The following is an 18,893-nucleotide window of genomic DNA, read 5'->3' as shown; positions in this document are numbered from 1 at the left end:
TTTAGGAGTTTAAATGCTGGTGCATGGTTTCACTTAAATTTGCATATACCTGCTTAAATATGAGGAATTTTTTCTCGTAAATCATTTGATTTCCCCGGTTTGGCAGTATCACTTCCGGTGTTAAATTTGCGAAAGCGGGATAATCTTTTGACAGGTTTATCGTTTTTGCAGCCAGGTAAGCAGCACCCACCGCCGATGCATCCTCCTGCATTATCAAAACCAGCTTTTTCCCTGTTATATCTGCCAAAATCTGCATCCAAACTTTGGAATGGATGAATCCACCGCTCACATTAATTTGGCTGACTTTATGTGAACTGCTTTCGAGCGCAATTAGTACATCAAATAATGCATAGCAAATACCTTCAATAACTGCTCTGGCCATATGTGACTTTTTATGCCTCAAATTTAAACCAAAGAAAGTTCCGCAAGCTTCGCTATCCCAAATCGGCGCACGCTCGCCAGTTAGGTAAGGGAGAAAAATCAAGCCCTCGCAACCTGCAGTTACGGTAGCCACAGATTGAAAAAGCGAATCGTAAACCGCTTCCGACAGGGCTTTTTCTTCAAAAATATTTTCAAGTAGCCATTTTAGTGCAATTCCTCCGTTGTTTACGGGTCCGCCACAAATAAAAATTTGATTATCCAGAATATAGTTAAAAGTCATCGCCTTGCGATTGATCAATGGTTTGGTGCTGGCCATCCTTACGGCGCCGCTTGTGCCAATGGTTATCGTTGCAACACCTTCTGTCGTTGCTTCGCTGCCAAGATTTGCCAGGCATCCATCGCTGGCACCGATTACAAACGTTGTTTTTAAACCCGGCAACAATGCTGCGGCATCTGCTAGTAAAACGTTATCTGTATAGTTTGTGGGTACAGGCTGCGACAATTTTTCCTGATCGATATTCGCTATTTGCAGGGCATTTATATCCCACTTAGTGTTTAAAATATTGAATAAACCAGTAGCGGATGCAATGGAATAATCTATTTTGAAAGTGCCGAATAACCTGAACCATATGTATTCTTTTATCGATATAAATTTGCCTGTTTTATAAAATAAATTTTGGTTATGCTTTTTTAGCCATAGCAATTTGCAAAGTGGCGACATTGGATGTATTGGCGTACCGGTTTCCTCGTAAATTGTGTAACCATAATCCGATTGCTTCAGGCTATTGGCTTCCTGCGTACTGCGGCTATCTGCCCAGGTAATCATTGGCGCCAGCACGCCACCTAAACTGTCTACCATAATCAGACTATGCATTGCAGCACTTAAACCAATTGCTTTTACATCAGGCCCAAGTGCGGCCACGAGCTGATTGATAGCGTTAATAAATGCTTGCCAGATAAGTGCTGGTTCCTGCTCACTATACCCTTGAGATGATGAAGTTGTGGGATAAAAGAATTGACTGGTTTGAATAGGTTCATAATTTAGATTTAAAGCCACCGCTTTAGTGCTACCTGTACCAATATCAATACCGATTAAATATTCCATGCAAAAGGTTTAAACTGCAATCTACATTTTTTATCTGCACCTGTAAAGCTTAATGTTAAATTAGAAGCGGGCATAACTACACCCTAAATGAGGTATTTTCTCCACCCAATACCGTATTTATCAAGGTTTGGGATTTAAACTTTAGGTTTTTTGGGAATGTTTTTTAAAGAGCTCATCTTGATTTTTTCCATCGCCATACAGCAATGTTCGCCTTGTTTGACTAGTCACTAAAATTCAGGCGGTTTAAGGTTTTTGGAGGATTTCGATAGCTACAAAAGATGTTAATAATCAATTCATTAATTTAATTTAAAATCTATGTTTTATCATGACAACAGTTTGCAGTACAAAGTACGGGTAGACAAACCAAATCCTGCATTTGCAAAACTATTACAGCAAGCCATCGGCGGAATCGAGGGTGAAATCAGAGTCTGCTTACAATACCTTTTTCAGGCATGGGGAAGCCGGGGTCCGAAGAAGTACCGCGATATGCTGCTTGATACCGGTACAGAAGAAATCTCGCATATTGAAATGCTTTGCACTGCGGTAGCCTTAAACCTTGATGGTGCTACAAACGAGTTGAAAGATAAAGTGGCAGGCGAAAATCCAATTGTAAGTAATATTCTGGGTGGAATGGATCCCCGTCAGGTTATCTCATCCGGACTTACCGCAATGGCAGTGGATAGCAATGGTGTCCCTTTTAACGGTTCGTGGGTGGTAGGAAGTGGAAACATTGCCGCAGATATGTATGCTAACGTGATGGCAGAATCTACCGGAAGGGTATTGGCCACGCGTTTGTATGAGCTAACAGATGACTTCGGTATGAAAGATATGCTGTCATTTTTAATTACCAGAGATGCGATGCATCAAAATCAATGGTTAGCGGTGTTGGAAGATTTAGGCGGCGTTGGAGTAAATTTGCCAATCCCCAATACATTCCCTACGGAGATAAAAGTGCCGGAATTTGACTATGCATTTGTATCAACAAATATCGACCAGTCAATGACACAGGACGGAAGGTGGACAAGTGGTTCATCAATTGATGGTAAAGGCGAATTTCGTGTTGTTCCGGCGGTTCCTGGTGCTCCAACGCCCGATTTAGGTATGCCCGACGTAAAAGGTTATGCCCAGGCGCAGCAAATGAGTGGGGAAGATAAAGGCCTTTTAGAAAACATTAAAGACACTATTCTACCTTAATATTTAAATTCAGCCTTTCGTTGTTCTAAATACTGGTTTCTACTAGGTCACGAGCAGCGGAAGGTTTTTTTTGTTAAACAGTTAAATCTGTTATTGTTTGCTTGGGCATAATAGGCCTTAAACATTCGACCCACAGTTATAGAACTTTGGAAGAAATGCCTGCATTCAATACATTCAGGAATTTAGAAAAACTCACTGGTTTTACGAGGAAATTATCAGCTTCGGCGCCAAAAGCAGCCAATGCATGCTCGGGATGGCCGGTAACGAAAACCAAATACTTAACCTTATCTCTCAATAACTTTGCAACGTCAAAACCCGAAACAGGCATGTTAACATCCAAAAAAAGGAAATCTATTTCACCGCCTTTCGTGAGGTCTTCTATTGCCGTTAATGGATTTTGAAAACTCTTGTACAATTTCAATTTTGGAACCATTGATATGTATTGAGTCAAAATTCCTATCGAACTGAAGTCGTCATCTATTACAGCACATGTATATTTCCTTTCCGAAATTTTCATAAAGAATACAACATGAACTTCGTTCAAAAGTTTTCAGAACTATTGTGCTGATTTGCCAGGATAACGGTATAAGGGGTTGAAAATTAAGCTAAAATCAAAGCCTAAGGCTTTTAAGGATTGTTGCCGTTACGGACTTTACACTTTTTTTTAAGTGAACAAACTTCTACCCTTTAAATAAATAACGATGCGATAACCAGAAGAAGTGGAATTGTCATAACAAAAATGCCCGTTTTTAAGAAACTCCAGCCGCTGATCACATAATTTTCACGCCTTAAAGCAACCAGCCACAGAATTGAAGCCAGAGAACCAGTAAGAGAAAGATTCGGTCCGAGATCTATACCGATTAAAACTGCCCTTCTAATTAGTTCTGGTGGATTTGCAGCAAGGATTACATTAGATGCGGTGAGCCCCGCAGGAAGATTATTCATTAAATTGCAGGCAAAGGCTGTTAAAATTCCACTTTGCCAACTTGTAGCAACCAAACTTTGCCGGGCATGCTGCATAAGTAAATGTGCGGCAGAATCTGTTAAACCTGTTTGGCTTAGTGCCTCCACAATTACAAACAAGCCTGCAACCAGCGGTAAAACTTGCCACGATATACCCTTTGCAATATAAATCGGATTTCTTGCAGCAATAAAAAATACAACAGTTACCACCATCAAACCTGCAACGAACGTTGGCATGCCAAGCGCAATATCTTTTGCAGAACAAATGAGTAAAATGACTGCGGATAATACAATGCCTGCAAGTGCGGTTTTTCCACCAGGTGATAAATTGGGAACCGGGATTTCTCTTTCTACCGGCTGTTTTAATCCTTTAAGTTGCAAAAGGAACAAAACAACGAAGGTTGCAATAATAGAAACGATTGAAGGAAGCAAGAATCCGGACATCCATTGGAGTAGGGAAGGAAGATGTTTCCCATACATGACCAGGTTTGCAGGATTTGAAATTGGTAAAACAAATGATGCCGCATTGGCGATAAAGGCACATATTAAAAGATAAGGCATCGGGTTTTTGACTTTCCCGGCTTTCATCGCCGCAATTACCGCTGGGGTAAGTACAACTGCGGTTGCATCGTTAGAGAGGAATACCGTTACAATTGTGCCTACGAGGTAGATAAGGAAAAACAATTTTATAGCCGAGCCCTTTGCGAGGTTGGTGGCTTTGGCAGCAAGCCAGTCGAACAGTCCTTCAATTCTTGCAACTTCAGCAAGCATCATCATGCCTACAAGAAAGAAATACACATCGGTGCCTTTCAATATACCAGAAAGGGCTCCGGAAACTGTCAATAAACCCAGCAAAACTAAAAGCACGGCACCTGCACATGCCCAAATGTATTCGGAAACTTTTAAGGGTCTGAAAATTACGCCCGCTATCGCCAGAATCGAGATAAGTATTATTAATGTTGTATCCATGCGTTCGCCTGCAACTTGTTTATAAAGGAATGAACGTCTTTATCTGTGCAGGGTTTAGTTTGCAAGATAGCTGCTTTTAATTTGGCATTGAGGCGAAATACTTATCACATCAGTTTTGCTAAAAAACAATACTAAGTAATTGCAGAGCGCATGCAGAAACCATAAAAGCAATACGCCCATACCGCCAGAAGTTATCAATTAATTGCGCATGCAAGTGTATATAAAATTCTTTTAATACTAAATATTGAGCGCAAACAAAAAAGTTCTAATTACTATCCAGCCTTGCTTAGGATTTTAAGGAGAAAGCATTTTAAGCAAACTTAGATTAATGAAAACGGTGTTTGCTTTACGTCATTTACCTCACCCGCAGAATGTAGCCCATTCCATAAACATTTTCAATACTAACTTCATTTGAAGATTTAAAAAGCCTTCTTAGTCTGGATATAAAAACTTCGAGGCTTTTTCCGTTGAAATAGTCGTCATTTCCCCATAACGCGAAAAGGATATCTTTTTTCTTAACGAGCGAATTAATATTTCGTGCCAGGTGCTCCAAAACTTCGGCTTCACGCACGGTAAGCGATACTTCACGATTATCCGGCATGATGAGGTAAAGCTGATCGGGATGGTAGCGCATGTCGGCAATTTCTATAAATGAACGTTGCGTGTGAGCAGTTTTGGCAGGCAGCTCTGAGAATTTGCTGATGACATTACCAATCCTAAGCACCAGTTCTTCAATTTCAAATGGTTTGGAAATATAATCGATGGCGCCTAATTTCAGCCCTCTTATCCGGTCTTGTTTCTCGTTGTGTGCAGTAAGGAAAAAGAAAGGCTGATTCGCATTTATTTTAATTATCTCGGCGGCGAGTTCAAATCCGTTCATGCCGGGGAGCTGAACATCTACAATAAAAAGTTTATTATTGGCTGGGCTTGCCTTGTAATATTCGATAGCTGCCGCCGGTGTATCGAACCAAAGCACACTGAAGCCGCGTAACTTTAAATACTCCGTAATCACATTTCCGAGGTCAGCCTCATCTTCGATTATGACGATATCGTAACCCATATTTAGTCGTTTTTAGTACCCTTTTCTAATCTGTTCTGAAAACTGATTCTGGGAATTCGGATAATGAATTCCGTACCCTTGCCGACTTCTGTTTCTAGCTTTATGCTCCACCCATGAAGGTCGATACATTGTTTCACATAGTAAAGTCCAAGACCCAGTCCAGGTACCGACGTATCTGTTTGGGCTCGAAAGAACTTGTCGAAAATCTTCTTTTCAAGTTTTTTATTCATCCCGTTGCCATTATCGTTAATGTGTAAAAAAAAGCTGTTTGGGCCTTCGCTGATAGAAATTTTGACTTTTTTGTTTACACTAACGTTATGTTTAAAAGCATTATCAACGATATTCTGAACCATTGCTGTAAACGCAAAATTGTCGAGCATCACCAGATTTTCTGATTCATGTAGGTCAAAAATTAAGTCATCAGAAGATTGAAGTTTTATTCGGTAATCGCTTACAAATGTAAGTATCGCGTAATTCAGATCAGTTTCCTGCAGGCTGATGTGCTTTCTGATTTCCGAAATTTCGAGCATCTGGTTAATATGGGCATGTAGGCGCCTGGCTTGCCGTTCAACAATCTGAGCCAGGTTTCTTACCCGGTTTTTGTCCGTTATAACATCTTCCTCATCGAGGCTTTTGCTGGCAATAAGAATGGTGGCAATGGGCGTGTTGAGTTCGTGTTTTATACTGTTTAAAAAATCTGACTTTACTTCTGCCTCTTTTTTCTGCCGCATCCAGTTTTTAAAAGTATAGTAATTAATTGCAAACATAATAATGATGCAAAGTCCAACAAGTAAAAAGGTTGGCAGCATATTATAGAAAACCTTTAGCGGGCGATTGGGCGAATCAACGAAAAGGTCAAAGGTAACGCGGTAATCGTAAAGCAAAGTCCCGTTAACGGCGAGGCTGGTAACCATGTTCAGTTCACTGGGCGATGCAAGCGTACCATCGATTATAAAACCGTAATTGCCAGCATTGGTATTCTGAACCTGTTTCCCAGAGGAACCTTTATACACATAAATGTTATCCGTCCGGTTGTTGAAGTTTACCTCAATAGATTCGAATGTGAGCAGGTATTTGAGACTTGGGTCGAGCTGGTTGCGCTTAATTATCGACTGAAATACGCTATCCATCGTGCTCCTTTTTTTTAGCTCAGTAAAGATTGCGCTGCTAACCAATTGCGCAGTTCCTTTAAATTTTTTCGGATTTTCAAGGTAGGTTCTTTTTAGCAAAGGCATTTTTTCAGACAGGATAGAATCGAGGATTTTGCCCCCACCTTGATAAACCTTATCATCGGCGATGCTTTTTCCGTACGCATCCTTAATAAGCTGTTTTTCCTTAAGCCTGTATTCTCTGTCTCGCAAAACATACGTGTTGTAGGTAAGTTCGAGTTGAACCAAAATAAGAATCAGAAAACTGATTAAAACGACCCATTTATAAACACGCACTTTCATTAGCCAATAAATGTAACGGATTTTTTTTATTAAGCGTCCGTCGTTAAGGTTCTGTTAAACATCTGTTAAACATTCATTATATAAATTGCAAGCATTTGCTTCGTAACTTTGAATTTTGAATACCGAGGACGCCGTTAAAACCTAAATGCATCGCGGTTGGCAAAAAAATAATAAACATCCAGAGATATGACGTTTAAAAAAAGTATAACTGCATTTTTTTTCCTTTTAGGATTTACAATTTTTTCTTCAAATGCACAGCAAAATGCATCGCCTAAACCTCTTCGCGAATTGCAGCAGAAATTTGTTGATCTCGGGTTTGGTATGTTTATTCACTACGGGATGCCAACCTTTATGGATCAGGATTGGTCTGATCCTAATGCGTCACTTTCGCTTTTTGATTCTCCAAAGCTTGATGCAGACCAATGGGCAAAGGCAGCAAAATCTGCAAATATGACTTATGGTTGCCTAACCACTAAACACCATAGCGGCTTTCCAATCTGGGACACAAAAACAACCACTTACAATGTAATGAACACGCCTTTAAAGCGGGATGTTGTTAAGGAATACGCAGATGCCTTTCGCAAAAACGGCCTTAAAGTTATGCTTTACTATTCCATCTTGGATACCCATAATGACATTCGCCCGAACCAGATAACGGCGGCACACATTAAATTGATTAAGGATCAGATAACGGAATTGCTTACTAATTACGGGGAAATTACCGCCCTTGTTATAGATGGATGGGATGCCCCTTGGTCTAGAATTTCTTATGATGATGTTCCTTTCGAAGATATTTACAGACTTATAAAATCGCTCCAGCCTAATTGCCTGGTGATGGATCTTAATGCAGCAAAATATCCAACTGAGGCGCTGTTTTACACTGATATTAAATCTTATGAACAAGGCGCCGGCCAATTTATCTCCAAGGAAAGCAACAAATTGCCGGCCCTCGCATGCCTTCCACTTCAGGCTAACTGGTTCTGGAAAACTTCCTTTCCAACTACGCCGGTTAAAAACGCTGCCGAACTAATTAACAAGTTTGTAGTCCCATACAATGGTGCGTACTGTAATTTTATACTTAACGTGGCGCCTAATAAAAATGGATTGATTGACGATAATGCCCTGCTTGCATTGCAGGAGATGGGTAAAATTTACAAAACACCGGCTAAGTCTGCAAAACTTGGTAACTATCCGGCACCTATAATATCCAGTAATATAGCAAAGCATGCCAAAAGCGATGCAAGCTGGAGCGATGACATGAACATTATGGATTTTGCAAACGACGATAGTTTTCGCTCGAGCTGGTCATCTAACCCTACGGTAAAAGCGCCTTGGTATGAAATAACCTTCGAGCGGGCAGAGGCGTGCAACATGGCGGTAATCACATCGAAAAATCCATGTGAATATACCCTAAGCTATTTTGCCAACGGAAAGTGGAATCCTATTAATGCAGAGCAAACCGGCGAACGGAAAGTGAGTATCTTTCGGTTTGATAGAATTTGGTGCGAAAAAATTAAAATTACCTTTTCAAAGTTTAGCCGCCCTCCTGAACTTGCAGAATTTGGCGTTTACAATGAACGGAGGTAGAGACATTTAAAATCTGGCTGGTAGCTAAATATCGCCCGGCGGTATGTGGAATTTCTCCTGTAAAATTGCCGCAACGCGTCCTTCAGGGTTGATGCTTTTTACCTTCGAAGGTTTTACTTTGCGGTAAGTGATGGAAACCCTTCGGTCACGATGATGTAGTGCTCCATTAATATTATCTTTTTTTCGTGGCGGAATTCCGTGACTCCACTTCGCACGGGCGTCATACTGCATTATGTACAACGATCGCCTGGGAATTTCTATATCCACTACTTCGATATTTTTTGCCTTAATAAACCGCATCACGCAGCCACTTCCCAAATTTACGCCACAAATCTGATTCTCGTAATAATTTCTGTCCTTGTGTGGCTTAATGCCTTCGCCCGGTAAATATTCGTTAATAATTACCTGGTCAGGACGTTGGATAAGAATGTTTTTATCAGTTATCTGCGCTGCCAACTTAGCAATCTGTGGCGGAATCGACAAAGGGATCGAAATCAGATCGTACGGTTTTTCAAGTTCGTTTCTAAAGCCGTAATATTGCAGCCGACGCAAATAATCAACCATCCAAGTCTGGCTGTCAATCTCAGCCATCAACTTTTCTTCCAACTCTTCATCGATAAAATTCGGGTATATATATAAACCGGGTACTGCTGTTTCCATGCTTTTAACAACAAAATATTTGTCGGATTGTTGTTAAAAAGCATGTCTGGCTTGCGGGTAAAAAGCTTCTCTTTCGGAGCGATAAATCTTTTGTAAATGTGGACTCGCATTAAAAAGTATATAAATGTGGATGCCGTTTAAATGCGAATTTTCTATCTCGAGCGCCTCAGCAAACTTCACGTTTTCCGCTAATAGTTCAGCTCTTTCAATCTTGTTTTTTAAGAGGTAAATAATATTTTTTCCTTTTAAGGAAGCCGGAGAATGGAGCGAAAAGCTATTTTGTGGCGACACGACCTGAGGCATGTCAGGACCGCCAAAGTACTTCATTCCTCCCGCTATGGCGTAATCGTCGGTTAGAACCATCATTTTTTTGTCGGGGTAGCTTTCTGCAATCTGCATCACTTTCGCTGCCGCCGTATCCCAGCCCGTCATGTCTGCAAAAAATTGGGGTATCGTTCCCACGGTGTTATCTTCCCAAAGCATGGGCCTCGAAAAGCTGGTCAACTTAATCATTTTTGTGATGTAGATTTTCGACACCGGCAATGAAAATAAAGGAATTACCAAAGGTAGACTGAGGATACCGAATAGGTAAACAACAATGAAAAACAACACTTTGAAGGTTCGGTTGCTTTTGTTGAACATCATCTCCCAGCAATACCCACCATATGCAAAAAAAAGCGGAAAGATTCCAAGTCCGTAGTACAGTTTTCCTTTGAGCAAAAGGAGGGAAGCAATTATCAGCAGAAAGGAAAATGCCCATATCCTTTGACTTTGTTGATTCTCTTTCTGAAAAATGATGAAAAAAAGGCCTGCAGTCCACACGGCCACGCTTGCGCCGTGGAAAAAAAATAATTGAAAAAGGTAATCTCCTACGTCAACCTGTAATGCCCCGCTGGCAACAACGCCAGAATAATGAAAAATTGGAAAGCCATGCTGCCATTGCCAAAGCATGTTAGGGAAAAGCACGGCAACAGAAAGCATACACGGACCTGCCCAAAGTTTCAGTTCACTAAAGCGGAATGTTTTTCGATAAAAGATTAAATAACCGAGCACCAGCGAAAGTGCGTAAAAAAGAATGGTGTATTTATTAAGCATCCCGAAAGAGAAAGCCAGGGAGGCTAGATATAAATACCTTCTTTGCCTTTCTTTTTGAAAAGCAATAAGTGCGAATGTTAACAGCACCCATAAAAACTGGTCAAAAACCGCCGGTTGAAGCAGGTAGGAGGTGGCAAGTACGGCTGGTGAGCAAATAATTGCCGAACATGAAATGGCAATCGCTAATTTCCCACCGCCTAATATTCGGGCTAAATATCCCGTAAGCATTACGGTAAAAGAAGAAAACAGGATTGGGAGTAAACGCCACGCGAAGGTCGATTCTCCAAAAATTGAAGCACATCTGGCCATCCAGGTTACAAACGGCGAAATATCCAGGTAACCCCATTCAAATCGACGGCTTAATTCGATGTAGTATAATTCATCAGCATGCAAACCATAGCCATTTATAGTAATGAGGTGCAAGCTGAATTTAAGAATTCCAAAAAAAAGGATTAAAAGATGTGCGCCATAATCCGGATTGACGCCATCCTTAATCTTTAGAGACTTTATCAGCATTCAATGCCCTTTTCTTTCATATCGATAATGGAATTCGAATAAAACTAAAAAATTTAATTGCAAGTTTCATCCTGCGATGATTCTGGAAGGCCCGCCAAAATAAGCGAGATTTCCCTGCCAATCTCTTCTATCGGAACTTCTAAAGCAGCGCCCTGCTGGTGAACACCGCTAGATTTTATTTCAAGGTCGTGACTATGAACTTCTGCAAGCGGAATCTCAACCCAGTTTCCATCTTTTTCTTCAATAGCACAAATTATCTTATCATTAAACATTATCGAATAATAATCCTTTTCGGGCAGTACTGTATACGATTGACATAAATCGCCTTCGCCAATTTTTACATTGAATGGTTGCATGGTAGTTTTATTTATAAAGACAACACTTTTCCAAAGATTGTGTTTTGCCAATGCTGTTAAAAGATTAATCTGCCATTTTAATCGCGTACAAAACCTCGGTCTGGTAGGGAAAATTACGGCATTGCCCGGGTTGCCTTATCGAAAGAGAAAATTAAATTTGGCTGGTCAATTGCCTTCAGCGGAACTTCATCATCATTTTTTTTGGCGGAAGATGTGAAGTATACGCTCATTTTATAAACTTTATTTCTATATACGCCATCTTCAAACAAGGCGATGCCAAAAAGAGAGGGATCAGACTTTGATTCTGCGATAATACTCACTGTACCTAAATCAAATTTCCCGTTGTTTTTTAATGTTACAACACCATCTTTGTAAGTATAACTAACGCCTTTGAGCGTTTCCCTATAGGTTTTATTGGTGCTTACAATTGGTTTATAAATTTGAGCAAAGCCGGAAACTCCAAATAGGAACAGGCTGACTGTTAATGCAAATGCTTTCATGTTTTTTTTATCAAAATACAGAGAAGCAAATGTAATTTCGAAATTAAACGGTAAACGTTTTGTAAATAATTAGGGAGATTTGTCCATTAAATTTTCTTTGATGGAGCGCGAAAGAAGTGTGTGAAAAGGCAAATCGCCTTTAGTTTGCCGTAAAACAGAAACTAAATGCGATTTACAAATTGATATTCATTTTAACCTTTTTTGGCCATATCTATCATCATGGAAATTTCATCAACGGCTGCTTCATTGCTCCCTTCTAAACCCATCAGGTTAAATCAGATATTGCCTTGTCGCTTTGCGTGGTTTTCTATATTTCCTAACTTTGCCATCGCTCAACGAAATCCCAACCAAAAAATCCTATCATTTCGCTCAATATAATTTAAGATATTGATCTACGGCCTTGCTATCACCAATTTATACGCCTAAATTAGAAATACTTTTTGCTAAATTCCGCCTATGCTTTTCCAATTCGGCCTGCAAAGCTCGCTGCTTTTAATTTTCTTTTTTCATATTTTGGTGTACGCTTTTCTCTGCTTTAAGAGAAGTTTCAGTCAGGATAATTATGCCGACAAATTGCTGGGCTGGTTCCTGCTTATTGCTGCATTGCTCATCGTGCCATTTATGGTCGGTTTCGCAGGCTGGTACGATAATCAGCCTTATCGCGATATCCTGTTCTTTATTCCCTTCGTTCACAGTCTGTTTATTGGTCCGCTTTTGTATTTTTATACGCGGTCGATATTCAATTATAGCTTCCGCATTAAAGGTGCTAACTGGTTACACTTTTTGCCCGGATTTCTTTATCTGTTCATTAGCGTAGCTACAAGCCTCGCAGATCTCATTTTTTACAAAGGATATCATTTTACGAATGAATATGAAGATGCTGATTTTGCAGAATGCTATACCATGCTATCGATGGTTAGCGTGTTAATTTATCTTTTTCTGGCAATCAGGTACTATAACCAATATAAGCGCTACACTGCAATTGCAACATCTTTCGCCGATCAGGCAAGTTTAAAATGGTTACGAAACTTTCTTTACGCTTTTGCTTTATTGAGTGTTTTGCCAATCATCAGAACGATACTTTCAAATTTCGAATTTTTTGAGCGGATGCGGTATTTCGGTCCCTGGTATTATTATCTCGGATTTGCGCTTGTTGTCTATTACATCGCCATAAATGCCTTCCATGCAGTACACCTTCCTTTGCATAAACTGCAGTTTTACCCAGCGCTGCTTTCCGGTTTCGATGAGCCAAAAATACTTTCGCCAGCTGAAACCATCGAGGAAAACAGCAATTCGGGCATGCCGGTAAAATCAGACGAAAAAATGATTACACTCGGGAAAGAACTTTTAGAACTGATGGAAAAGGAATTTCTTTTCGAAAGGGCTGACCTTACTTTGAGTGAGGTAGCAAAAAAACTTGGAACAAATCAGGTGCTGCTCAGCAGGGTTGTAAACCAGCAATTTGAACTTAATTTTAACGACTATATAAATCAATATCGGGTTAATGCGGTGATCAACAGACTGGCAATGCCAGCTTTTAAAAACCAGACATTGCTTGCAATTGCCTTCGATGCGGGCTTTAATTCGAAAGCAACCTTTAACAGGAGTTTTAAAAAATTTACCGGTAAAACACCAAAAGATTACCTCGAACCTGCCTATAAGGCCTAAATTATAATCTGATACCTATAGTTGTTGTCTCAAATTATAATGTGAGGCGATGGGCATTACCATAATTCGGAGTTTTGAAGAAAAAACCGATATATGAAACTCCTATCAATTTTATTTCTACTTCTGATTATCAACTTTGTCGCACTTGCACAAACTGAAAACGCAACGGTCGATAGAAAAATAGACACGACGAAAACCTACAAACTAAATGATGTGCAGATAAAAAGCACTGTGCCAATCGTTCAGATTAAAACAGGAAAAATACTACTAAATGTAGAGTCGATGGTTGCTGCTGCCGGACTAAATGCGCTCGAAATTTTGCGCCAGGTCCCGGGCATAACTGTAGATGGGCAGGACAATGTAAAGATCAGTGGCAAAGCAAGTATTCAGGTAATGCTAGACGGGCGGATGCAGATGCTTAATGCGCAGCAACTCGCAACTTTGCTGAAAGGTACATCTGCGGCTACACTGAAAACCATAGAAGTAATTTCCAATCCTTCAGCAAAATATGACGCTGCAGGCAACGCAGGGATTATCAACCTTGTTTTCAAAAAATCAGATGCCAATGGCTTGAGCGGAAACCTTTTGGCCGGGTACCAGCAAATGCAACACTACAAACAGAATGATGCCGCTAATTTGAATCTAAAAACGAAAGCAGTCAGCGCTTTTTTTAATGCCAACCTCGACAATAGTCTTCAGTTTACCGAAGTTACGAGCGATCGCATACTTGCTGACAAAGTGTTAAACCAATCTGGAACGGAACGTCAAGGTTACAGCAATACCATGTTGCGCTCGGGAATGGAGGTTGAATTAAACAAAAAAAGCAAACTTGGTACCATTCTTTCTTACCAGAGAACATGGGATGACTTTCCTTCAACTGCAAAAACGATTGTGTCTGGTAGCGATGCTGATGTGCTTTCAACTACTGCACTGGCAAATATGACTGAAAATCGTTTCGGCGCCAACCTTAATTACCAGTTCACGGGCAAAAAAGATGAAAAGCTAGTACTAGGCCGATTGGCTGCATTACACCGCAATTCTTGGTAACCATGTAGATAATGTTTTTGCGGTTACCAAACGAAGTTCAAAATCTCAAAATAATACCGACAACAAAATAGATCTTATTTCCATCAAAGCAGATTATACTCAAAAGCTGGGTAAAGCAAATTTAGAATCCGGAGTCAAATTTTCTTCTAGTGAAACTGCCAACCTGTTGCAGGGCGTTCAAACGGCTACTGATAATTCACAAATCTTTCAAAAGAATGATTTCAACTATGCTGAAAAAATAATGGCGGCCTACCTTTCACTAGAAAGAACTTTTGGTAAAATTAATGTTCAGGCTGGCCTCCGGGGGGAATATACCAACATGAACGGACTTTCGATAGATGAGTTGGGAAACAGGACCGCCAAGCCAGATACGTCTTACCTCAACCTTTTTCCAACCTTCTTTTTTAGGTATCAGATAAATGAAAATAACAGTATCGGCCTTACCTATAACAGGCGCCTTGGCCGGCCATCTTTTCAGGATCAAAACCCATATCTCTATCGTACCGATTTTTATTATGCTTCGAGGGGAAACCCGCTTCTTTTGCCTCAGTTTACGCAAAGTGTAGAACTCGATTATACTTTTAACGGGCAGCGCCAGCTCAAACTGAGCTATAGCACGACAGCAGATCTTATAGATGTGATAAGAATCCAGCAAGGCGATCAAACTTTAGAACTGCCCGTAAATGCCGGTCGCAGAAGCTTTTTGAATATGAGTTTATCTACACCTTTTAAACTTTTTAGAGCCTGGAGCGGTTACTTTTCTGCTGAACCATATTATCAGTTTTATAAGGCAGATTTGTCTCGCTACCCCGGTTTAACTACAATTAACCAGGGCGGGGTTGGTTTCAACAGTTATTTGAGCAACACGGTCGAACTCGGTAAAGGCTGGAAAGCAGGTCTTAGCGCCTGGTTCAATTACGCAAGTCGCTCATCTATTTATGAAACGAAACCAATTTACAGCGTAGATTTTACGCTTAAAAAACCTTTATTTAAAGAAAGGATTAACTGCAGCCTCGCCATGCGAGACATCTTCGATACCCAAAAATGGACCCAAAACGCAGTAATTGGCAATGTAAGTCAACGCAATTCCAGGAAGTGGGAAAGTCGCGGCTTGTATGTTGGCTTAAACTATAATTTTGGAAACAAAAAAGTTAAAGCTTTGAGTGGCAAAGAGAAAACTGAAGAGCAGGGAAGGATTAAATCGCGAGGTTAGCAACTTATCGTTCTGTTTGTATCGCTAAATGCTTTGGCCAATCTTAATTTGGATTAGATTGGCCAAAGGTATTGAAGCAATTTATAAAACGCTTTTATAACTTATTTGCTTTGTAGCGCAGGGAAGCATTACACATAAGCAGAAATTTTTTGAAGTTCGATATCCGGATTCTTTCCTGTAAAACCGCTTGCGAATCTTTCCTTCTTATTTTATCAAAAAGCTTTTTATAATAAGTGTATGCAAGATAAACACCATTTCTCGAAGAAGCAGGTAATAATTTGATGCCCTCCAGCGCCGAGTTAAATTCATCGGATATTTCTTTTTCGATTGACAACTTTTCCCGGTTGGAAAATTTCGGAATGTCTACACCAGGAAAATAGCTGCGGCTCAGCTTAGAGTAATCATCACTAATATCCCGTAAAAAATTGACTTTCTGAAACGCAGAACCAAGCATCATTGCTGATGGCTTAAGCTGCGAGTAAGCATTGTTATCGCGGTTGGTGAAAACCCGAAGGCACATTAACCCCACAACCTGAGCCGAACCCAAAATGTATTTTTTATATTTTTTTGGGGTGTATTCATTCTTGAGCAGGTCCATTTCCATGCTTTCAAGAAATAGCTCAATAAGCTCCCGTTCAATCTGATACCGGTTTACTACAGCCTGGAAGGCGTTCAAAATCGGGTTAATGCTAATCTGCTCCTCCAACGCTTCGAAGCATTCTCTTTTCAGTTTCCCAAGCATGGCTTCCTTGTCGTAATCGTGGAAACTATCCACAATTTCATCTGCAAGGCGAACAAATCCATATATCGAATATATCGGCTCCCTTAGCTCTTTTCCCAAAAAGCGTATTCCCAGTGAAAAGCTGGTGCTGTACCTTTTGGTGACTAATTGACTGCATTGTGCAGAAACTTCATCAAATATTTTTTTCATAGTTTTTTAAAACAGCGGCAAGGAAATCTTAAATCCATGCCACCAGTTAGTTGGCGTTTGCTTTTCAAATTAGGCGTAACCTGCAAAATTTGAAATCTTCAGATGCCAAAATCTTCCATAATCCTGATTATTTTTCATTCTTTGCATGATGAAAGTCTTCCAGCTTAGCAAGAAGTTCAATCAGCTTTGTTTTCTCCGCTGGCGAAAGTGGTTCAGTCACGTTTGCAGAGGCCGCCCTAATGGCAGTCATCCGTTCTTTTAGGGCTGTTCTGCCCCTCTCTGTAATGTGAATAATCCGGCTTCGCTTATCACCCTCCATAGATTTTTGCTCTACAAATCCTTTTTCAATCAACCTGTTGATAATAAGCACACCCGCGGGCTTTTCGTGAATGTTCTCCCGTATCAGCGCAGTTTTACTCATGCTGCCCATGCTTGAAAGTGTAATCAGGTAAATAAATTCATCAGGCGTGGTAAAACTGCTACCCGTTATGGCTGCCCGTGCGTGCGACCTCGCAAACCGGTATACGTGTACAAGGGAGGTATTGATAACACTGTCTGCAGATCTGCCGCTTTCCTTTCCGGCCCAGTTAGCCCCAGTGATGGTGTCGCCCGTTTTTACGTTGTCTTTAAGCCAGTCAATAAAAGAAGAAACATCCTCCACTGCATTTGTGCCAGATTCCTCGTAGGTTTTCACCGAATTAACAAGGTCGTTGATTAGCTTGTACATCATAATTTTGGCTTTAAAGGTTGGTTCGCAAAGTGCTCATACCGCCGTCAACGGAAATTACCTGTCCGGTTATCCAGCTACTATCTTCCGATAATAAAAATGCAATCATGGCGCTTACGTCTTTCGCTTTTCCGTATCGCCCTATCGGATGTCTTTTGTCTGATGCCTGGATCTTTTCGGGCGTATTCAGAAATTTTGAAGCCATTGGCGTATCTGTTAGCGATGGAGCGACTACATTTACCCTTATGCCAAGGCTGGCGAGCTCGGCAGCAAGCGACAAAGCAAGTCCTTCTACCGCGGCTTTGGAAGTGGCAGTACTTGCATGGAAACCCATTCCGGTTCTTGCGGCAACAGAACTTATCAATACTACCGACGCTTGACTAGCATTTTTTAAAGCATTTAGCGAAGCCTGAATTGACATCGCGGCACCGAGCACATTCAGCCGAAAATCTTCAACGAAGTCTTTTTCAGTCAATCTGGAAAAAGGCTTCAAATTAATATTCCCCACGCTGTAAATAAGTCCGTGTAGCTTTTCGGGTAAGAATTGGCCGAGGGTATCAAACCCTTCGGTTACATCGAGCGTTTGAAATTTTACAGACTCAGGCCAACTGTCTGAACGACTACGGCTTGCCGCAAATACCTTTGCGCCCTCGTGCTCCAAAAGCCCGGTAAGCGCAAGACCAATACCAGAACTGGCGCCTATTACAAGGATGTTTTTATCTTCGAATCTCATTTGCTGATGTAGGTTAAAAATTCATTTTTTTTATCTTTATCCTTAAACTGACCTCCAAAATAAGTGGTAATGGTTGAACTTGAAATGTCTCTAATCCCCCTTGCAGATACACAATGGTGGTTTGCATCAATCATGACTGCAACATCGTCAGTTGCTAAAACCTGCGCAATTTCTTCGGCAATCTGGATAGTAAGCCTTTCCTGTATTTGCGGCCTTTGCGCATAGTATTGAACAATTCTGTTGAGTTTGGAAAGTCCAATAACCTTTCCGCTACTCACGTAAGCCACATGAGCTTTGCCGGTTATGGGCACAAAGTGATGTTCGCAGTTGCTAAACACCGATATGTTCTTTTCTACAAGCATCTCTCCGTAGCTGAAGCTGTTATCAAACAGGGTGGGTTCTGGCCGGTTCGCCGGATTTAAGCCGCTAAAAATTTCCTTAACGTACATTTTAGCAATTCTGTCTGGCGTGCCTTTCAAACTGTCATTGCTCAGGTCAAGCCCTAAAATTTCTAGTATTTCGCCAAAACGCTCGGAAATCAGCGATATTTTCATTTCATCATCCATTAAAAAAGCATCCTCCTTCAATGGTGTTGAAGTTTTCGTGTTTAAAATATTTAGTGAGGAACTATCGTTTTGCATTGTGCAATATAGTATATTTATATATTATTTATATATTTATAACATTATTAATATACTATTAAATTTTAGGGGCGTTATAATTTTAAAGTTATAACC

General features: G+C 40.5%; 18 protein-coding genes. 5 read left to right on the top strand and 13 right to left on the bottom strand.

Going from position 1 to position 18,893, the window contains the following annotated elements:
* Position 1: 1 nt before the first annotated feature.
* Positions 2 to 1,486: a gluconokinase gene (locus tag ASG14_RS14095; protein WP_056871672.1), complete on the bottom strand. Its 1,485-nt coding sequence runs from the start codon at positions 1,484 to 1,486 to the stop codon at positions 2 to 4.
* Between the two features lie 315 nt (positions 1,487 to 1,801).
* On the opposite strand from ASG14_RS14095, the gene ASG14_RS14090 reads away from it, so the two are divergent.
* Positions 1,802 to 2,680, top strand: coding sequence for a manganese catalase family protein (locus ASG14_RS14090; protein WP_056871671.1), 879 nt, complete (start codon positions 1,802 to 1,804; stop codon positions 2,678 to 2,680).
* Positions 2,681 to 2,816: 136 nt separating this feature from the next.
* On the opposite strand, the gene ASG14_RS14085 is transcribed toward ASG14_RS14090, so the two are convergent.
* The 4 genes from ASG14_RS14085 to ASG14_RS14070 form a co-directional block, all read right to left on the bottom strand.
* A complete protein-coding gene (locus ASG14_RS14085) occupies positions 2,817 to 3,197 on the bottom strand; it encodes a LytTR family DNA-binding domain-containing protein (protein WP_056871670.1) in 381 nt (126 codons plus the stop codon).
* 170 nt (positions 3,198 to 3,367) lie between these two features.
* On the bottom strand, positions 3,368 to 4,612 hold the full coding sequence (locus tag ASG14_RS14080) for an arsenic transporter (RefSeq protein ID WP_056871669.1): 1,245 nt from the start codon (positions 4,610 to 4,612) through the stop codon (positions 3,368 to 3,370).
* 355 nt (positions 4,613 to 4,967) lie between these two features.
* Positions 4,968 to 5,672 (bottom strand): response regulator transcription factor, encoded by a 705-nt coding sequence (locus ASG14_RS14075; RefSeq protein WP_056871668.1) that lies wholly within the window; start codon positions 5,670 to 5,672, stop codon positions 4,968 to 4,970.
* A gap of 2 nt (positions 5,673 to 5,674) precedes the next feature.
* On the bottom strand, positions 5,675 to 7,123 hold the full coding sequence (locus ASG14_RS14070) for a sensor histidine kinase KdpD (protein WP_056871667.1): 1,449 nt from the start codon (positions 7,121 to 7,123) through the stop codon (positions 5,675 to 5,677).
* Positions 7,124 to 7,309: 186 nt separating this feature from the next.
* On the opposite strand from ASG14_RS14070, the gene ASG14_RS14065 reads away from it, so the two are divergent.
* The gene (locus tag ASG14_RS14065; RefSeq protein WP_082491588.1) at positions 7,310 to 8,710 is read left to right on the top strand and encodes an alpha-L-fucosidase; all 1,401 of its coding nucleotides are present in this window, start codon (positions 7,310 to 7,312) and stop codon (positions 8,708 to 8,710) included.
* Positions 8,711 to 8,734: 24 nt separating this feature from the next.
* Here ASG14_RS14065 and ASG14_RS14060 read toward each other — a convergent pair whose 3' ends face one another.
* The 4 genes from ASG14_RS14060 to ASG14_RS14045 all read right to left on the bottom strand — a co-directional run bounded on the left by ASG14_RS14060 (position 8,735) and on the right by ASG14_RS14045 (position 11,837).
* Positions 8,735 to 9,370, bottom strand: coding sequence for an alpha-ketoglutarate-dependent dioxygenase AlkB (locus ASG14_RS14060; RefSeq protein ID WP_056871666.1), 636 nt, complete (start codon positions 9,368 to 9,370; stop codon positions 8,735 to 8,737).
* 33 nt (positions 9,371 to 9,403) lie between these two features.
* Positions 9,404 to 10,981, bottom strand: a complete 1,578-nt coding sequence (locus ASG14_RS14055) for a glycosyltransferase family 39 protein (protein ID WP_056871665.1) — start codon at positions 10,979 to 10,981, stop codon at positions 9,404 to 9,406.
* A 53-nt stretch (positions 10,982 to 11,034) separates the two neighbouring features.
* Positions 11,035 to 11,337 carry a hypothetical protein gene (locus tag ASG14_RS14050; protein ID WP_056871664.1) on the bottom strand — a complete coding sequence of 101 codons (303 nt, stop codon included), beginning with the start codon at positions 11,335 to 11,337 and terminating at the stop codon, positions 11,035 to 11,037.
* 113 nt (positions 11,338 to 11,450) lie between these two features.
* Positions 11,451 to 11,837, bottom strand: a complete 387-nt coding sequence (locus tag ASG14_RS14045) for a hypothetical protein (protein WP_056871663.1) — start codon at positions 11,835 to 11,837, stop codon at positions 11,451 to 11,453.
* Between the two features lie 456 nt (positions 11,838 to 12,293).
* Between ASG14_RS14045 and ASG14_RS14040 the strand changes: the two genes are divergently transcribed.
* The 3 genes from ASG14_RS14040 to ASG14_RS14030 all read left to right on the top strand — a co-directional run bounded on the left by ASG14_RS14040 (position 12,294) and on the right by ASG14_RS14030 (position 15,765).
* A complete protein-coding gene (locus ASG14_RS14040; protein WP_056871662.1) occupies positions 12,294 to 13,505 on the top strand; it encodes an AraC family transcriptional regulator in 1,212 nt (403 codons plus the stop codon).
* Between the two features lie 93 nt (positions 13,506 to 13,598).
* Positions 13,599 to 14,552 (top strand): TonB-dependent receptor, encoded by a 954-nt coding sequence (locus tag ASG14_RS14035; RefSeq protein ID WP_056871661.1) that lies wholly within the window; start codon positions 13,599 to 13,601, stop codon positions 14,550 to 14,552.
* Positions 14,527 to 15,765, top strand: a complete 1,239-nt coding sequence (locus ASG14_RS14030) for an outer membrane beta-barrel family protein (protein ID WP_082491586.1) — start codon at positions 14,527 to 14,529, stop codon at positions 15,763 to 15,765. Before ASG14_RS14035 ends, ASG14_RS14030 begins: the two co-directional genes overlap by 26 nt.
* Positions 15,766 to 15,859: 94 nt before the next feature.
* Here the strand turns inward: ASG14_RS14030 and ASG14_RS14025 are convergent, their stop codons facing one another.
* From ASG14_RS14025 to folE, 4 genes are all read right to left on the bottom strand, one after another.
* Positions 15,860 to 16,696, bottom strand: a complete 837-nt coding sequence (locus ASG14_RS14025; protein ID WP_056871659.1) for a phytoene/squalene synthase family protein — start codon at positions 16,694 to 16,696, stop codon at positions 15,860 to 15,862.
* 127 nt (positions 16,697 to 16,823) lie between these two features.
* Positions 16,824 to 17,426, bottom strand: coding sequence for a MarR family winged helix-turn-helix transcriptional regulator (locus ASG14_RS14020; protein ID WP_056871658.1), 603 nt, complete (start codon positions 17,424 to 17,426; stop codon positions 16,824 to 16,826).
* 10 nt (positions 17,427 to 17,436) lie between these two features.
* Positions 17,437 to 18,156 (bottom strand): SDR family NAD(P)-dependent oxidoreductase, encoded by a 720-nt coding sequence (locus tag ASG14_RS14015; protein ID WP_056871657.1) that lies wholly within the window; start codon positions 18,154 to 18,156, stop codon positions 17,437 to 17,439.
* The gene (gene folE, locus ASG14_RS14010; RefSeq protein ID WP_056871656.1) at positions 18,153 to 18,797 is read right to left on the bottom strand and encodes a GTP cyclohydrolase I FolE; all 645 of its coding nucleotides are present in this window, start codon (positions 18,795 to 18,797) and stop codon (positions 18,153 to 18,155) included. The genes ASG14_RS14015 and folE overlap by 4 nt, the downstream gene beginning before the upstream one ends.
* Between the last annotated feature and the right edge of the window lie 96 nt (positions 18,798 to 18,893).

It is taken from the genome of Pedobacter sp. Leaf194 (assembly GCF_001423945.1).
GTDB lineage: Bacteria > Bacteroidota > Bacteroidia > Sphingobacteriales > Sphingobacteriaceae > Pedobacter.
Note: the sequence above shows the minus strand (reverse complement) of the source record. Positions and strands in the feature narration are given on the sequence as shown.

Coding starts and splice junctions, on each gene's coding strand:
- ASG14_RS14095 (WP_056871672.1), bottom strand. CDS start 1,486: ATGGAATATTTAATCGGTATTGATATTGGTACAGGTAGCACTAAAGCG.
- ASG14_RS14090 (WP_056871671.1), top strand. CDS start 1,802: ATGTTTTATCATGACAACAGTTTGCAGTACAAAGTACGGGTAGACAAA.
- ASG14_RS14085 (WP_056871670.1), bottom strand. CDS start 3,197: ATGAAAATTTCGGAAAGGAAATATACATGTGCTGTAATAGATGACGAC.
- ASG14_RS14080 (WP_056871669.1), bottom strand. CDS start 4,612: ATGGATACAACATTAATAATACTTATCTCGATTCTGGCGATAGCGGGC.
- ASG14_RS14075 (WP_056871668.1), bottom strand. CDS start 5,672: ATGGGTTACGATATCGTCATAATCGAAGATGAGGCTGACCTCGGAAAT.
- ASG14_RS14070 (WP_056871667.1), bottom strand. CDS start 7,123: ATGAAAGTGCGTGTTTATAAATGGGTCGTTTTAATCAGTTTTCTGATT.
- ASG14_RS14065 (WP_082491588.1), top strand. CDS start 7,310: ATGACGTTTAAAAAAAGTATAACTGCATTTTTTTTCCTTTTAGGATTT.
- ASG14_RS14060 (WP_056871666.1), bottom strand. CDS start 9,370: ATGGAAACAGCAGTACCCGGTTTATATATATACCCGAATTTTATCGAT.
- ASG14_RS14055 (WP_056871665.1), bottom strand. CDS start 10,981: ATGCTGATAAAGTCTCTAAAGATTAAGGATGGCGTCAATCCGGATTAT.
- ASG14_RS14050 (WP_056871664.1), bottom strand. CDS start 11,337: ATGCAACCATTCAATGTAAAAATTGGCGAAGGCGATTTATGTCAATCG.
- ASG14_RS14045 (WP_056871663.1), bottom strand. CDS start 11,837: ATGAAAGCATTTGCATTAACAGTCAGCCTGTTCCTATTTGGAGTTTCC.
- ASG14_RS14040 (WP_056871662.1), top strand. CDS start 12,294: ATGCTTTTCCAATTCGGCCTGCAAAGCTCGCTGCTTTTAATTTTCTTT.
- ASG14_RS14035 (WP_056871661.1), top strand. CDS start 13,599: ATGAAACTCCTATCAATTTTATTTCTACTTCTGATTATCAACTTTGTC.
- ASG14_RS14025 (WP_056871659.1), bottom strand. CDS start 16,696: ATGAAAAAAATATTTGATGAAGTTTCTGCACAATGCAGTCAATTAGTC.
- ASG14_RS14020 (WP_056871658.1), bottom strand. CDS start 17,426: ATGATGTACAAGCTAATCAACGACCTTGTTAATTCGGTGAAAACCTAC.
- ASG14_RS14015 (WP_056871657.1), bottom strand. CDS start 18,156: ATGAGATTCGAAGATAAAAACATCCTTGTAATAGGCGCCAGTTCTGGT.
- folE (WP_056871656.1), bottom strand. CDS start 18,797: ATGCAAAACGATAGTTCCTCACTAAATATTTTAAACACGAAAACTTCA.